This is a genomic window from Rhizobium sp. S163, from assembly GCF_030380805.1.
Taxonomy (GTDB): Bacteria; Pseudomonadota; Alphaproteobacteria; order Rhizobiales; family Rhizobiaceae; genus Rhizobium.
In genome coordinates, this window is sequence record NZ_JAUDSA010000007.1 from 94779 (window position 1) to 108544 (window position 13766).

Genomic DNA, 13766 nt, shown 5'->3' on the forward strand with positions numbered 1-13766 from the left:
GCATGCTGTTGGTTACTAGCCAATCGCTCGGTCCGCTCAAGCATCACAAATACGCCAAAGGACAGTGAGCCAGACCCCGAGAGGTGAGCTACGACGGCCCCAGTCAACTAACCCTTAAACTCGTCAGTTCACTCGCCCAGCGTCGTTTGGAACGGTAGCGACAAGGGCCAGTTCGAACCGAAAAGCTCTCGTCGGAACTGGTGCCATTGCCCGACGTTTAACGTGCTTCGTCACAGGAGCGATCCAATGTCTGGCACCATACTTGAGAATCTGGATCCGCGAAAAGGCAGCCCGAGCCCGCGACTTGCCGAGGATGAATTCGAGCGACGCTTTTTGAACCAGTTCCAAGATCGTGCCTTTGAGTCCCTTGGAGAGGAACTCGCCAGAATTGCCGACGCCGCGTGGGACGTGCTGGACCTTAGCCGGCTAGCCTCCGAATATGGTCGGCAGATCCATCCATGCAAGGCTTGCTTCTCGACCGCGGCAGCGCTCTGTCATTGGCCGTGCTCTTGCTACCCGAATTATTCGCTCGGGCAGACCCTTGATTGGATGAACGAAATCTATCCGCTTTGGGTGGAGACGCACGAAATCCTGATCGTGACGCCGGTGAATTGGTATCAGACTTCCTCACCATTGAAGTTGATGATCGACCGCCTCGTCTGCGCCGACGGTGGCAATCCCGAACCGACTACGACCCATGACAAGCAAGCCAAGGAAGCCAAGAAACTGAAAGGTTGGGACTATCCTAGGCATCTTGAGGGCCGTCTTTTCTCGGTGATCGTTCATTGCGACACCGAGGGAGCCGAGAATGTTCGTCGTTCGGTATCGGATTGGCTCAAATCCATGGAACTCGTACCAGTCGGCGTACGCGCCGAAGTAGACCGCTATATCGGATACTGGGAGCCTTACGCCACCAATCACGTGGCTTACGAGAAGGACGCAGGTTTTCAGGAAGAAGTGAAGGTCGCTGCGCGTACACTGTACGATGCGGTAGCCGCGACGCGCACCGGTCAGCAGGTCGCGGCCGGCACCGGCCTAAAGTCGCCGCGGGAGAAGTAGGTCTTTGAACAGCTACGTCATCACACTCTTCATCTTCGGAGTGGTCGTACTTCTGACGACGTGGCTGCCGCTGGCTCTGAAACGTATGCCGCTATCGCTGCCGATCTGCTGCATCGCCATCGGCATTCTGCTGACCTGGTCGCCGTTCACACCTCTTCCCCGGTTCAATCCATTGCAAAACACCATGTGGGCGGAGCGTCTGACGGAGTTGGTCGTGATTGTGGCCTTGATGGGCGCCGGACTGAAGATTGACCGGGCGCTAGGGTGGAAACGCTGGATGATCACCTGGCGCCTGCTCGGGATCGCTATGCCGCTGTCAATCGCGGCCATCGCTCTTCTTGGCTGGTGTATACTTAGACTGCCCCCCGCTTCGGCGCTTCTGCTTGGCGCGGCGTTGGCACCGACCGACCCGGTCCTTGCCGCCGATATACAGGTTGGCCCCCCGCACACAGGTGAGGAGGACGACATTCGCTTCGCCCTAACGTCGGAAGCAGGCCTCAATGATGGGCTAAGCTTTCCTTTCGTTATGGCAGCGATCGCCATGGCGGCAAGCAACGGACAGGGTTGGATCGGTCATTGGTTGGCCATCGATGTTGTCTGGAAGCTCGTGGCTGGTGTGGGGGTCGGGTGGTTCGTTGGGCGATTGCTCGGCTATTTGACCTTCAAACTTCCCGAGACCGGACGGATCGCAAAAACCGGGGACGGCTTGGCTGCGCTCGGATTCACGTTCCTGGCTTATGGCGCGACCGAACTGGTTCACGGTTACGGGTTTGTCGCGGTGTTCGTGACCGCACTGACCATTCGGCACGTTGAGCGTCGGAGCCATTTCCACAGTGAACTGCATGATTTCGGCGAACAGATCGAGCGGCTCCTTATGATGGTCCTGCTCGTCTGTTTCGGGTCGATTGTCGCTGAAGGATCACTGCTGTCTCAGGTCGACTGGCGGGTCGCCATCGTAGCGGCTTTGACGCTCCTCTTGGTTCGGCCGCTCGCTGGCTGGTTGAGCCTGGCAGGATGCGGCCACCCAACAGCGGAAAAGCTTATCGTCTCGGTTTTCGGTATCCGTGGTCTCGGATCGATCTACTACCTTGCCTACGCCTCGGACAAGGCGGACTTCGAAGGAATGGAGACGGTTTGGTCCACCGTCTTCGTCATCATCCTTGCATCTATCGTCCTGCATGGGATCGCAGTTACTCCTGTGATGGGATGGATCGATCGAAAGCGTGGCGTTGATGCAATGAAACCGACTGCGATGTGACTTCACGGGAGGGAGACTTTATGGATTTAGCGACAATGATCGGATACGGCGCTTCCATATGCTCGGTAGCAAGCTCCATTCCCCAGGCCGCCAAGGTCATTCGGAGCCGTTCGCGTCAGCTAGGGTCAAATTTGAAAAGCCTCCACCATGCGCGTCGGCTAGCTACAGTACACGGTACCCGGATGTACGCTCATTTTCGATCGTAGCTGGAGCTGTGTAAGGTGGCGGTTCAGAGTTCGGCATAAGCATATTGGGCCGTGCAAACGTTGGGGCCGCCAAGAGCCGGCGGAACCGGAAGGTGCGCCTTGCTCGGCTAGGTCAATACCCGTTCTGATAGTTTGATCGGGTCATCCGTCTGTTGAGCGATACATCATCGCTGTCGCCAATATCGCCAAGCGCCGCCACAGTGGCTTTGCTCGGAAACAGTTGATAACGACTATAACTGACAGCATGTTGGTTCCCATAAGTTTCTAGGGGGAAAACATGGCATCGGGTACAGTATAGTTCTTCAACTCCGACAAGGGTTTTGGCTTCATCACACCCAGCGGCAGCGGTGCTGATATCTTCATTCACATCTCCGCGTTGCAGTCGTCTGGACTACAGGCACTTCCGGAAGGCCGGAAGGTGACGTTCGATACGGAGCCGGATAAGCGCGGTAAGGGCCCCAAGGCTAGCAACATCAAGCTTGGGTAAAATACCTGAGGCAGCAGGCTTTCCCATCGACCGATCTAGTCATCCGCGGGTGGGTGTTAACGCGCTCCCTGTGTTAGCCAGCACTTGTCGAGCCGCTTGAACGCTATTGGGTGCGCCACGCGCCCGAGCAATAGCTTACCGACGCCCACTTCGCCCACTACACTTCTAATGGCTGGTATACAGCGGTTGAAATTGCTCATCGGCACGATCGGGAAACAACTGACGCCTTGTCTTTCGGATTGAGTCAGCGTGATGTCGCTGTCTCGCAAGCACACTGGCCGTCACCTCTTTGAATGCGGCCCCGTCCCCATCGGCGACACGCACCGTCCCACCGTTTGCAAGAAAGTCGCAAAACGCCTCGATTGAGCGCAATTGCGTCGTCAGCTCGACATAGCGGTCTTCGTATCTATTACACATGACAACCTCCAAACCCAGTTCTGTGACGACAACTCGGCAAGATGATGGCTGGAGAATGGTCAAATCAGTGTGAACGTATAAGAGGTACGGTGATCTTTGCAGCCGCACTGATTGAAAGTATTCGGTAAGAAGATTACTGGTTTTTTTTGTGTGAGAAGAGGTCTGCTTTGGTGCTGCCGCGTATAATCGCTTTGACGTGTCTGATGTCCCTCGCCTTCCTCGATGCCGCCCGCGCGGATATCACGCTGCGCACCGTTCCAATGGATGGCTCGCCACCAGTAATCGTGTTGAAGGGCGAATTCACTCAACGCGACGATCCGAACCCCCTGGCGAAGGAGATCGCCACGAGTGGTGCCAGGACGGTGACCTTCGATAGCAACGGCGGGAACGTCGCCAAAGCGATGGAATACGGTCGATTGATCCGGTCGCTTGGGTTGTCGACGCTTCGGCTGCGCGCCGCACAGTGCGCCTCGGCTTGCACATTGGCGTTTTCCCGAGCGACGATATGCGTTACCTCACCGCGAGCGAGATGCAGAACTACAAGCCTGAACGGCCGCGACAGCGCTTGGGCCGTCTATCAAACTTTCCGGCGAGAACGACGATTGATGGACGCCGATCGAACCCGGTTCCGCCTCTCGAACGACGCCGCCGACAACCTCCGGGTCAAAAGGTAGCTATTCGGCCCAAGCGACGGTTGAGAGCTCGGCTCCCTCATGATCGAAGGTAGAATATTTCCTCGACAACACGCCGCAGACCACCGTTATCAAAAATGGAAATACCGAAGAAGAAAGCTTATTCGGGACGAAGCCAATCAGTAAAAAATCAGTGCAGATCAAGAGATGCACGCAGTACGCGTCGAACGAAGACGAGGGAAAGAGGCTGGGCTCAAGCAAGTCCGCCGACGAAGGTGGTCCCGGCTACTTCCAAGGGAAATGGACAGGATCGATCGGCTGGGGCATAGCGCGCGGACCTATTACCTTGGACGTCTCAGTCAACGGAAACCGTGGGAGCGGCTCGTCGCAGTCCAGCGTTGGTGGGCCGCAACGGATTGAAGGGGCAATCTCGGGCAACAGCATGACGTATCAACACACCGACGAAGATGACACCGTGACAGTCGTACCGAAAAAAGTGAACAACAACACCCTCTCCTACGGCGCCACCTCGGCACAGTGAGGATTGATCCACGTCACCGGGAGGCTTACTCGCCAGTAGGACTGGCACAATATATCTGAACTAGAGGGGACAACCATGCATTTCCACAGGGACCGCCGCGAGGTTTGGTACGTGCAATTTCTACGAGCCATAACGAGGGTTGTTCAAGTCGTGTTGGCGATGCTCTTCATCTTTATTGTAGTGCCAATCGCATGGGTTAAAGTTTTCCCTTTTTCGCAAGCAACCGCCGACCTTGGGAAGGGCACGACTGTGACAGTCAGAAAGTGGTTCGGCGTTCTCGACAACAGTGACTTTGATGTTGTTGTGGTCGCAGGTAGAAAGATCAACGCCGGGCCCATTGTTGACACGTCGATCGCAGACCCTCGTTTCAATATTTACATCCTTCCGTCGGATACCATCGGCGTAATCGGCACCACAGGCGTATCTAGTTTCATTGACGTTTCGAATGGTTCGCAGCCGCGGGTGATCAGCTCGCAAATGATCGATCTACATACATCTGCAGAATGGCGTTTTGTCGGAACGATCTTGGAAACAGAGAAGAGACGGCTAGTGTATTTTCCAGCTTCCGAAATCGCCGAGTGCATTTCCCTTTTAGGAGCAGGAAGTAGCCCATTCCGGACCGAGCACCAGGCTGAGAGCCGCTGGACAAAGACCAATACCGATTAAAGAGACGCGATCGTCAGGTAAGGCCCAGCGCGCCCTGCTGGTAAGAAGCGGTCGTTGAGATCGGGTTGGGTTTGGGGAAATACACGGATGCATCGTGCGACAACTAGACTCTCCAACTCCGCGGATTTATGTTGAGTTCTCGATCAATAACTCGGTGGGAAGGTTATGACGCTCGACGCTTTCGAATTGCACCAGTTGCGCAAGATCGGCGGCAGAGATGTGGTCTTTCTCGACCCGCATACCACGTTCAAGCTGCGTGTTTTGGGCCTTGTGAACGGAAGCGACGACAAGCCGCAGCTCACGAAGGCAGGCTGGCGATTAGCCACTCCCGTCGCCCTAGCCAACCCTGCGATGAAATCGAGTGGTTAGCTCACCTATACACGACTGCCCATTTCGCGACAATTTAGGCTTGGGCGCTATCGTCAAAGGCCGTGAGCTGGACAATCATCGGTAGTTCGTTGAAGCCAGGCGAAACTAAAGATCGCGCCTACCTTCAACTGCCCGGACGCGATCAGGGCTGTAGCGATTCCGCCCGTCTGCGTATTCGGATTTCAATGCGTCGACGCTCTTGGACATCTCCTACCTACCCCGCAGTGAGCTTGTCATCTGGGACGACGAGCTGTGCGGCCGAAATCGGCAACACCGTGACGTCCTTGAGGTTTGCCTTGGCTTTCAAGACATTCGCAACCGCGATTGCCCGGGCAAGCCCAAGTCCGGCGTTATCCGCCGGCTGGAGAGCATCGACCGGGAGCCGGCCATTGATGACACCGATCGACGCGTCGTCGAGGTTGGAGGTGCTCCTGGCGACACGCTGCTCGTCAGTGTGACCGATCACCTCGACGACGTCGACCTTGTAGCGCTCGAGGTTGTCGGCAATCTGGTCAGCGATAGAAGTCTCGACTTTGCCCTCGAACTCAGGTGTCAGCGCCGCGCTACCCGACGTGAAATAGCCCCCGGCTTCGGAGAGATTGATAATCGGAGGCCACTCGTGCCGGTCGGATGTTGCCCTTGAGCATCTCCTCAAGTTTCGCCGGTGCTTGGTCGAGGGACACGTTGTTTTTGGCGAGGACCTTCGCGACGGCCGTGAGCTTTTCAAGATGATCTGGCGCGCGGACACCAGTTCACGCCACTCGCTCTCGAACTTGGCGCGGTCAGATGGCGTCATATGCGAACCAAGCTAAGACTGCGCCTCGACAAGCTGTGCCGACAACTCGTTATTCTGTGTCTCCAGCTGCACCATGCGCTGTTCCGCAGCAATGCGCTAACCGGCGCGGACGTGCGTCTTACGCTCGGGACCACAACATACTGCCATCGAAGTGGTCGGATGAAGCCGTTCGGGGGAACCGCGAAACAACGCACTCACTAGTTGGAATAGGGGGATATCGGCTGCACTGACCCGCGCCGAGCGGAGATCGCTCCTTTCAGCTATATCGTTGGGCCGTCTCATACGTAACAGCTCTCAACGTTGAGAATCTCCGGAAACTTTTGGCACTCCTTCAAGTTAGGCGAGAGCTTCCACTAGAGGCACTCTGTCGATCCGGGCAGTTAGCCTCGCATTCTCTGGCAAGGAGCAGCAGATGAGGTATTTGATATTCGCAGTTGTAATGCTGGCGATTGCCGCGATCGCTGTCGGAACACGCCACTCTTCCCAGCAAGCTGATGAGAGTAAAGGCCAGCCCTCGCCACACGCCCTGGATCAAAGTCAGTAGGGGAACGGCTTTAGACACGACCTGCGATCGCTGGGTTTAGCAATACCGAGCCATTTGGCAGTACACCTTCAAAGCAAAGCGATCGTTACAAATGATCACGAGATCTGTCCCGCTACTTCAAGGAAAACGCATCCTAATCGTCGAGAACGGTTTTTTTGTTTCCAGCGACGTGAGCACAGTGCTGACGCGCGTAGGTGCCGTTATACTTGGTCCAGCTCCGTCAGTCGTATCCGGGATCGAAGTGGCCAAGCGATCCTCTCCGGATGGTGCCATCGTCGACATTCGCATTGACGGCGAACTGGTTTATCCGATGGTCGAGTTCCTTAGTGAGCGTCGCATTCCCTTTGTCTTTGCAGTAGCAGACTTGGGTATCCCTGTTGACAGGGCCTACGGCGGCTACGTTTTGTCAAACAATCTTGAGGACTTGCAGGAAATAGCCAAAGCTTTGTTCGGTGGAAATGCGTGAAATCCATGGCCAGATAGCAGTCAGCGTCATTGGTCGGAACCGTACGGTTTCGCTGCCTTCGGAACAAAGCTCCGCGACAATTCTTCATCCCTAGGGCAGAGGAGTTGACATGGCCTATGAACAATCAGTTAGCGGGTCGATTGAGGAGCAAATCGTCGAATGTGTCCCAGCACTAACGGCGTTCGCTCGTTCCTTCCAACGTCAGCAAGCAGATGTAGAAGATCTTGTTCAAGAAACGTTGGTACGCGCACTTGCGAATGCCGACCGTTTTGAGAGGGGGACAAACCTGAAGTCATGGCTCTTCACGATCATGCGAAATGCGTTTTGCTCGCGCTACCAGCGCCTGAAGCGCGAAGTGACGGGATTGACGAGAAGGTTGTTCGACAGGCTTGCCACGGACCGCCTCAGGAGTGGCATGTCGTCGGCCATGAACTTGAGCGGGCTTGCGGGGCCTTGCCCGAGCCGTACAAATCGGCATTTGAGTTCGTCTTCATTCTCGGAAGGTCATATGAGGAGGCCGCCCTGCACTTCCACTGCCCCGCCGGGACTGTGAAGAGTCGTGTCAATCGAGCACGAATGCGGCTCTCACATGATATGGACCAGCGCACAGCATTATCTTAACCGGAGATTCGCACCGGTGCACACCAGACCGTTTGGGTCTCCTCTGGTCCGCGTGTTCCCCTCAAGGGTTTGATATCACTCCGCACCCTTTGTGACGACGCATCTTACCATTGGAAATGCAATAATGGTGGCAGATCACTCTGCAGGATAAGTTGGCGTGTTTCGGACGCCAAGTCTCGGCGTACACTGCGGTCAACATCGGAAGCTGCTTTGGGAAACCGGGGCCGGTCGTCCGCCCCAAGTCGCTCAAACAGAGGATAGAAATTTTTCAATCGTCATCATGGTGAGTTGTACGGAGACCGCGCTGCGAAGAGATGGGTCGCGGCATCATGGGCCCCATTGGCTCCGCTGCAAACTGCATCACTCAGCACGATCACATGGAAGGCTAGATCGATGGCCCCGAGCACCGTGGCCAAAACGCATACATCGGTTTCGCCTCCCGTCACGACAACCGTGCTAACGTGGTCCTCGCGCAAATGAGCAAACAGCCGGCCGTCGATCCAAGGTGAATAGGTGGACTTTTCAAACACACGCGCTGGAGGAACAAAACGCTCCAGAGAAGATACGAGGCCGGTCATCCCTCGCGGTAGGTGCTCGCTGGTCATCGCCCTCCATTTTTCATAGTAGTCGCGCCACGCCCCGATTGTGTCCGCGGCACTGGCAGGCGGGATAAAGCGCGTGAAAATGGTGCGCTCGGCGTGAGATCGAGAAATTTCTTCAACCTGAGGCATCACCCGGCGCATCCAAGGGACGAACCATGGCGTGTCTTCGGCGAACATGCGCTGAACGTCGACGCAGATATGTCGCCACTGTCCGATCTTGATCATTTCTGTCTAACGACGACAGTAGCGAAAAGTTGCCTGCCCCTATAGCACGCTCTCACGAACCATCTATAGAGCATCGTTGGGCGGCCGTCGGCTGGCTGGCCAAGGTTTCCGAAAACCGTCATGAACTGACCGCCTCAGAGCGCAGTATGGTCTAGTGAAACTTTACGACGGAGGTCCGAATTTCGAGATCGCGGATAAGCTCGTCATCCGCTGCCTGTCGTCAGCTTCTAAGAACGGATCGCGTTGCGTGATATCGTGGACACGGTCAGCAAACTGTCGGTGAGCTCGGGTATAGGCAGTGGAATTGGTATAAGAGTAAAGCGGAGACCACGGTCGTCGGCTATCGCAAGAGGGCTCGAGCGATCCCGCCAACACTAGGCGATATTGCCGCATTGAGTTTCAATTTCGTTCCGTTTATCAGTGGATCACGCCGCAGGGCGGGGGGGAATTATGCGGAACTCTGTTACCCGATTTGAAGCGTGGCTGGTGCGAAGTCTTTGCGCCATCGCTCTCGTTTTCGTCGGGTTTGCACATCAGGCTCCCGCCGCTGCTTTTGATCCGACAGATCCCGTGCAATTCGCGCAGTTCGTTATGCCGGACGGAACATTGCCGACGCTCTGCGCGACGGTGACGGATGCCGACGGCAAGACGAACACTCACCACAAATTTCACAATCAGGGCTGCGAAGCCTGCCGCATTGGCGCTTCCGTTCTTTTGCCGGCGCCTGGCGACATCGCTGGCTTGGCAGTCGCATTCGGGCTTGAGAACGAACTTCCCCGGCGCGTGATCGAGTTTCATCGGCAACTGTACCCGCCGAATACTGGGCCCCGAGCCCCGCCGTCCGATCCGACCATTGCCTGAACCGCGCGTCAGCCAGGGCTGGGGCGTGCCCTGTTTTTCGGCTGCGCTCCTGGCGACTGCCGCGGATATCGGACCTCATCATGTCTATTATCACCTCCGCCATTCCGGCGGATGACGCCACATCGGGCGTCTCGCTTTACCGCGCCATCTGGCGCTGGCATTTCTTTGCCGGGCTGCTTGTCCTCCCCTTTCTGCTCAACCTTGCGGTCACTGGCTCGATCTATCTCTTCAAGGACGAAATCAACGATAGTGTCTTTGCCTATCGCTACGACGTGATCCCCGCTGGCAAGGTGCTGGCACCAGAAAAGCTCGCAGAGATTGCGGTAGCTGCCATTCCCGGCTCCAAACTTAGCTCTTACAAGGATCCGGCGACGCCCGAGCGCTCCGCCATTGTCACAGTGTCCGGCAATACCGGCTCAACTCTTGTCTTCATCAACCCTTACGATGGGAAGGTTCTCGACACCGTAGGATCAACGCAGGAGTTCAACTACGTCGTCAAGCGCATCCATAGTCTCGCGCTCTTCGGAGATTTCCCAAACAAACTGATCGAGGTCACCGGCGGGTTCGCCATGGTGCTGGTTGCAACCGGCATTTACTTATGGTGGCCGCGTCGACAGACCGGAGGCGTCGTTACGGTTCGTGGTACACCGAGCAAGCGCGTCTTCTGGCGCGACACCCACGCAGTCATCGGCGCCTTCGCCGGCATTTTGATCTTCTTCCTGGCTGCCACCGGTATGCCCTGGTCGGGATACTGGGGCGCCAACGTCCAGGCTTGGCTCGGCAACCATGGCCTCGGCTATCCCGCGCAGCTCTGGGATGACGTTCCCAAGTCACAAAAGGTAACGCAGGACATTCTTCCCGTCGTTGGTTGGGCCGTCGAACAAGCCCCCGTTCCACTTTCTGATATTGCAGCTGCGCAGTCGAAGGCGCCAATCGGCCTGAACCGCGCAGTCGAGGTCGCGAGGGCCGCAGGGTTGATGCCAGGCTTCGATATGGCAGTGCCTGTCGACGAAACAGGCGTCTACTCCGCGGCAGTCTACCCGGATGATCTCTCGAGGGAACGGATGATCCATATCGATCAGTATTCCGCAAAGCCGCTCGTGGACATCTCCTATGGACAATACCCGGTTTTTGGCAGAGCCATCGAGTGGGGCATCAACGTTCATCAGGGGCAGGAATTCGGTCGCCTCAACCAGTTCCTGATGCTGGCCACCTGCCTTGGTATTATTCTCTGCTGCGTGAGTGGGGTGGTCATGTGGTGGAAGCGACGTCCCTCTGGCCGGATCGGTGTTCCTCCAGCCCCGCCCCGCCGGTCGGTCTATGTTGGTCTTTGGTCGATTGCGCTTGTCTTCGCGCTTGCGTTCCCGCTGACGGGAATTGCCATCGCGGCGATGATACTAATCGATCAGGCCTTCATCCGAACAATCCCGCCGCTTCGGCGCGCATTTGCCTGAACGGAGGCGACACAATGGCGAAATTCGCAGTTTTACTCGCAGGACTTTTTCTGAGCACTTCGGCCCTTGCACACGAGGCCAGCATCGGCCCCATCAGTATCGAAAGGCCCGCCGTTCGTGCCATGGTGCCAGGCGCCAAGGTTGGTGGTGGCTACCTCACCATCAGGAATAATGGAACACAAGCCGACAAATTGGTCTCAGCAAGTGCCGATCGAGCCCGATCAGTGCAGATGCACGAAATGAGCACCAGCAACGGCATCATGGTCATGCGGGAGATGAAAGACGGCATCGACGTGCCTTCCGGGCAGACAGTTGATCTGCAACCCGGCGGGAGCCATCTGATGTTCATGGATGTCCAACAACCCTTCAAGCAAGGAGAAGAGATCAAGGCCACGTTGACGTTCGAACGAGCCGGTAGCGTCGACGTCATGTTCGATGTCGGTCCGATCGCTGGGCCGCTCTACGTTGGACGCGACGGAAGCGACCACACGTCGATGGAGATGCCGGGCATGGACATGGACGCGAAAGCGGCCCCGGATGACCCTTCTCAATCGATTCCCGCGACACTGAAGATCATGTTTGATCGACCGGAAAAGCCGCTCGTTGTTGAACCGGTCGTTGTCCAGGGTGATTGGGCGATTGCCGGATGGCAACAAGATGGCCGGGGTGGTCGGGCTCTTCTTATGAAAACCGCGCACGGCTGGCGACTGCATCTTTGCAGCGGAGATGGGATCAAGGATGCTGCGTCTCTGGAGAAGATCGGCCTGTCGACTGGCGACGCGTCGGCCCTGTCGTCTTCGCTACGCGCAGCCGAGGCAAAGCTCGATCCCAATGTCGTTTCACTCTTTGCCAGTTTCGAAGGCACCGTGATGATGGGAAAGGAGACGAGCGCAGACAGTAGCCATAGTGGACATGAGGGGCATGCACAATGAAAGCGCGAACGCTTGCAATCACCGCGTTGTCAGCCGGCGGTGCGCTCTTCCTCGCCTTGATCGGCGTCATGATATGGGTTTATGCCGATGAACCGCGAACTGGTCGCTTCGATGCCAGCTTCTCCCTCATCGACGATCGCGGAAACGCTGTCGACCAATCGATCTTCCACGGCCGCCCCGCGCTGGTTTATTTCGGATACACGAATTGCCCGGAGGTTTGCCCGACAACGATGTACGAGGTGGTCGATTGGATGAATGCTCTTGGAGATCAGGGAAAGTCCCTGAACGCTTTGTTCTTCTCCATCGATCCGGAGCGTGACACGCAGGAGGTGATGCACAACTACGTCACCGCCTTCAGCTCGCGCATTCGCGGTATTACCGGAAGCCCAGACGAGATGAAGAAGGTGGCCGATGGCTGGTTTATCCATGCCGCAAAGGAGGCCAGCGAGGACGGTGACTATCACATGAGCCACACGGTCTCATTGCTTCTGATTGGTGCAGACGGCCGCCTGAAGGGATTGATCCCCTATGGTGCCGACCGGGAAGATGCGATTGCAAAGATCCGTCATCTGCTGCTCAGCGAACCTAAAGGCGTTTGAGATAACCGTCATTTAACGAGTGGAGAAGCGCCATATGTCGAGCGGACCTGGGCGCTGCGCCATTCGCACGGTGATGGCTTTTTACATCGAAGTTGGAGCCGCGGTCACGTTGAGGCTTTAGTGCCTCGTGACGCATCCGTAATCAGCAGTGCGTCAGCATTGGCTTTGAGTGGCAACAGGACCGGTATCCGACGCCTGGCCCATGGCTTGCTCATGGTTTTTCGCTGTTTGCCCCCCCCGTCATCCCCTGCCCTTGATCCCCAGCCCTTGGATCCGTTGCGAAGGAAGATGAGAATAACCACTCGCACCCGTTGACGAGATTTTAGCCTCGTATACTATATCTAGTGTTCAAGGTTCTTTCGATTCGCGTCGGAAGCTAAGACGGGAATACGGTGCGTGAGGCCCATGATGGGCCAAGTAATGCCGGAGCTGCCCCCGCAACTGTAAGCGGTGAGCATTCGATCGATACGTCCACTGATGCCTTGAGGGCATTGGGAAGGCAGATCGGGTGTGACGACCCGCAAGCCAGGAGACCTGCCTTGTAACGAGAACGTCCACGGGCGGGGTGTCCGGAAGGTCGCGATTGCGTGCGGGATGTTGCCGTGCGTACCGCTTCCCCTGACCGCCGCATGAGCCACTTCGGGGTGCAAGTCTTATGATCTTAAGTTTCGAGTTCCGTCAGCGCGAGTGACGGGCGCCTGAGCGTCCGGCGACCGCAAGCGGCTGCTTTCATCATCCATCATTTTTGCCCGGACATCGGCGGATGTCCGATCGCTATCGCACGCCTATCCGACACGGGGATTATCATGAGCATTACCGTCTACAGCAAGCCCGCCTGCGTCCAATGCACGGCGACCACCCGCGCGCTTGACCGCCAGGGGATCAACTATGACGTGATCGACGTCTCGACCGACACGGCGGCTTACGAGCTCGTGCAAGGTCTCGGCTATCGCCAGGTTCCCGTCGTCGTCGCCGGCGACCTGCACTGGGCGGGCTTCCGTCCGGACATGATCAGCGCGCTGGCCTGAGGA

At 56.8% G+C, this 13766-nt stretch carries 16 protein-coding genes, 2 pseudogenes and 1 riboswitch; of the genes and pseudogenes, 15 read left to right on the top strand and 3 right to left on the bottom strand.

Annotated features, from left to right (window positions below):
• The first annotated feature begins 246 nt into the window (after positions 1-246).
• From QTL96_RS09085 to QTL96_RS09095, 3 genes are all read left to right on the top strand, one after another.
• Positions 247-1059: an NAD(P)H-dependent oxidoreductase gene (locus tag QTL96_RS09085; protein WP_289727507.1), complete on the top strand. Its 813-nt coding sequence runs from the start codon at positions 247-249 to the stop codon at positions 1057-1059.
• 4 nt (positions 1060-1063) lie between these two features.
• Positions 1064-2317, top strand: coding sequence for a cation:proton antiporter (locus tag QTL96_RS09090; RefSeq protein ID WP_289727508.1), 1254 nt, complete (start codon positions 1064-1066; stop codon positions 2315-2317).
• A gap of 534 nt (positions 2318-2851) precedes the next feature.
• Positions 2852-3010 (top strand): cold shock domain-containing protein, encoded by a 159-nt coding sequence (locus tag QTL96_RS09095; protein ID WP_289727640.1) that lies wholly within the window; start codon positions 2852-2854, stop codon positions 3008-3010.
• A 165-nt stretch (positions 3011-3175) separates the two neighbouring features.
• On the opposite strand, the gene QTL96_RS09100 is transcribed toward QTL96_RS09095, so the two are convergent.
• Positions 3176-3427 carry a hypothetical protein gene (locus tag QTL96_RS09100; protein ID WP_289727509.1) on the bottom strand — a complete coding sequence of 84 codons (252 nt, stop codon included), beginning with the start codon at positions 3425-3427 and terminating at the stop codon, positions 3176-3178.
• Between the two features lie 203 nt (positions 3428-3630).
• On the opposite strand from QTL96_RS09100, the gene QTL96_RS09105 reads away from it, so the two are divergent.
• The 4 genes from QTL96_RS09105 to QTL96_RS09120 all read left to right on the top strand — a co-directional run bounded on the left by QTL96_RS09105 (position 3631) and on the right by QTL96_RS09120 (position 5635).
• Positions 3631-4101, top strand: coding sequence for a hypothetical protein (locus tag QTL96_RS09105; RefSeq protein WP_289727510.1), 471 nt, complete (start codon positions 3631-3633; stop codon positions 4099-4101).
• A 151-nt stretch (positions 4102-4252) separates the two neighbouring features.
• Positions 4253-4600 (top strand): hypothetical protein, encoded by a 348-nt coding sequence (locus tag QTL96_RS09110; RefSeq protein WP_289727511.1) that lies wholly within the window; start codon positions 4253-4255, stop codon positions 4598-4600.
• 75 nt (positions 4601-4675) lie between these two features.
• Positions 4676-5266: a hypothetical protein gene (locus QTL96_RS09115; RefSeq protein ID WP_289727512.1), complete on the top strand. Its 591-nt coding sequence runs from the start codon at positions 4676-4678 to the stop codon at positions 5264-5266.
• Positions 5267-5431: 165 nt separating this feature from the next.
• Positions 5432-5635, top strand: a complete 204-nt coding sequence (locus tag QTL96_RS09120) for a hypothetical protein (RefSeq protein WP_289727513.1) — start codon at positions 5432-5434, stop codon at positions 5633-5635.
• Between the two features lie 214 nt (positions 5636-5849).
• On the opposite strand, the gene QTL96_RS09125 is transcribed toward QTL96_RS09120, so the two are convergent.
• On the bottom strand, positions 5850-6290 hold the full coding sequence (locus QTL96_RS09125) for an OmpA family protein (RefSeq protein ID WP_289727514.1): 441 nt from the start codon (positions 6288-6290) through the stop codon (positions 5850-5852).
• A 776-nt stretch (positions 6291-7066) separates the two neighbouring features.
• Between QTL96_RS09125 and QTL96_RS09130 the strand changes: the two genes are divergently transcribed.
• From QTL96_RS09130 to QTL96_RS09140, 3 genes and pseudogenes are all read left to right on the top strand, one after another.
• On the top strand, positions 7067-7441 hold the full coding sequence (locus QTL96_RS09130) for a response regulator (protein WP_289727515.1): 375 nt from the start codon (positions 7067-7069) through the stop codon (positions 7439-7441).
• A gap of 109 nt (positions 7442-7550) precedes the next feature.
• Positions 7551-7742: pseudogene (locus QTL96_RS09135) on the top strand (sigma factor); the annotation flags it as partial.
• Complete coding sequence (locus QTL96_RS09140; protein ID WP_289727641.1) at positions 7736-8062, top strand: sigma factor-like helix-turn-helix DNA-binding protein; 327 nt, start codon at positions 7736-7738, stop codon at positions 8060-8062. The pseudogene QTL96_RS09135 and the gene QTL96_RS09140, both read left to right, overlap by 7 nt.
• A gap of 246 nt (positions 8063-8308) precedes the next feature.
• Here QTL96_RS09140 and QTL96_RS09145 read toward each other — a convergent pair.
• Positions 8309-8889, bottom strand: a pseudogene (locus tag QTL96_RS09145) (cysteine hydrolase).
• A gap of 450 nt (positions 8890-9339) precedes the next feature.
• Here QTL96_RS09145 and QTL96_RS09150 point away from each other — a divergent pair.
• The 5 genes from QTL96_RS09150 (at position 9340) to nrdH (ending at position 13763) form a co-directional block, all read left to right on the top strand.
• Positions 9340-9750, top strand: coding sequence for a hypothetical protein (locus QTL96_RS09150; protein ID WP_289727516.1), 411 nt, complete (start codon positions 9340-9342; stop codon positions 9748-9750).
• Between the two features lie 80 nt (positions 9751-9830).
• A complete protein-coding gene (locus QTL96_RS09155; RefSeq protein WP_289727517.1) occupies positions 9831-11204 on the top strand; it encodes a PepSY domain-containing protein in 1374 nt (457 codons plus the stop codon).
• Positions 11205-11218: 14 nt separating this feature from the next.
• A complete protein-coding gene (locus tag QTL96_RS09160) occupies positions 11219-12136 on the top strand; it encodes a copper uptake system-associated protein (RefSeq protein ID WP_289727518.1) in 918 nt (305 codons plus the stop codon).
• The gene (locus QTL96_RS09165; protein ID WP_289727519.1) at positions 12133-12735 is read left to right on the top strand and encodes an SCO family protein; all 603 of its coding nucleotides are present in this window, start codon (positions 12133-12135) and stop codon (positions 12733-12735) included. Before QTL96_RS09160 ends, QTL96_RS09165 begins: the two co-directional genes overlap by 4 nt.
• Before the next feature lie 334 nt (positions 12736-13069).
• A riboswitch (cobalamin riboswitch) is annotated at positions 13070-13292 on the top strand.
• Between the two features lie 249 nt (positions 13293-13541).
• On the top strand, positions 13542-13763 hold the full coding sequence (gene nrdH / locus QTL96_RS09170; RefSeq protein WP_112942244.1) for a glutaredoxin-like protein NrdH: 222 nt from the start codon (positions 13542-13544) through the stop codon (positions 13761-13763).
• Positions 13764-13766 lie beyond the last annotated feature (3 nt).

Coding starts and splice junctions, on each gene's coding strand:
- QTL96_RS09085 (WP_289727507.1), top strand. CDS start 247: ATGTCTGGCACCATACTTGAGAATCTGGATCCGCGAAAAGGCAGCCCG.
- QTL96_RS09100 (WP_289727509.1), bottom strand. CDS start 3,427: ATGTGTAATAGATACGAAGACCGCTATGTCGAGCTGACGACGCAATTG.
- QTL96_RS09105 (WP_289727510.1), top strand. CDS start 3,631: ATGTCCCTCGCCTTCCTCGATGCCGCCCGCGCGGATATCACGCTGCGC.
- QTL96_RS09115 (WP_289727512.1), top strand. CDS start 4,676: ATGCATTTCCACAGGGACCGCCGCGAGGTTTGGTACGTGCAATTTCTA.
- QTL96_RS09120 (WP_289727513.1), top strand. CDS start 5,432: ATGACGCTCGACGCTTTCGAATTGCACCAGTTGCGCAAGATCGGCGGC.
- QTL96_RS09130 (WP_289727515.1), top strand. CDS start 7,067: ATGATCACGAGATCTGTCCCGCTACTTCAAGGAAAACGCATCCTAATC.
- QTL96_RS09140 (WP_289727641.1), top strand. CDS start 7,736: ATGGCTCTTCACGATCATGCGAAATGCGTTTTGCTCGCGCTACCAGCG.
- QTL96_RS09150 (WP_289727516.1), top strand. CDS start 9,340: ATGCGGAACTCTGTTACCCGATTTGAAGCGTGGCTGGTGCGAAGTCTT.
- QTL96_RS09155 (WP_289727517.1), top strand. CDS start 9,831: ATGTCTATTATCACCTCCGCCATTCCGGCGGATGACGCCACATCGGGC.
- QTL96_RS09160 (WP_289727518.1), top strand. CDS start 11,219: ATGGCGAAATTCGCAGTTTTACTCGCAGGACTTTTTCTGAGCACTTCG.
- QTL96_RS09165 (WP_289727519.1), top strand. CDS start 12,133: ATGAAAGCGCGAACGCTTGCAATCACCGCGTTGTCAGCCGGCGGTGCG.
- nrdH (WP_112942244.1), top strand. CDS start 13,542: ATGAGCATTACCGTCTACAGCAAGCCCGCCTGCGTCCAATGCACGGCG.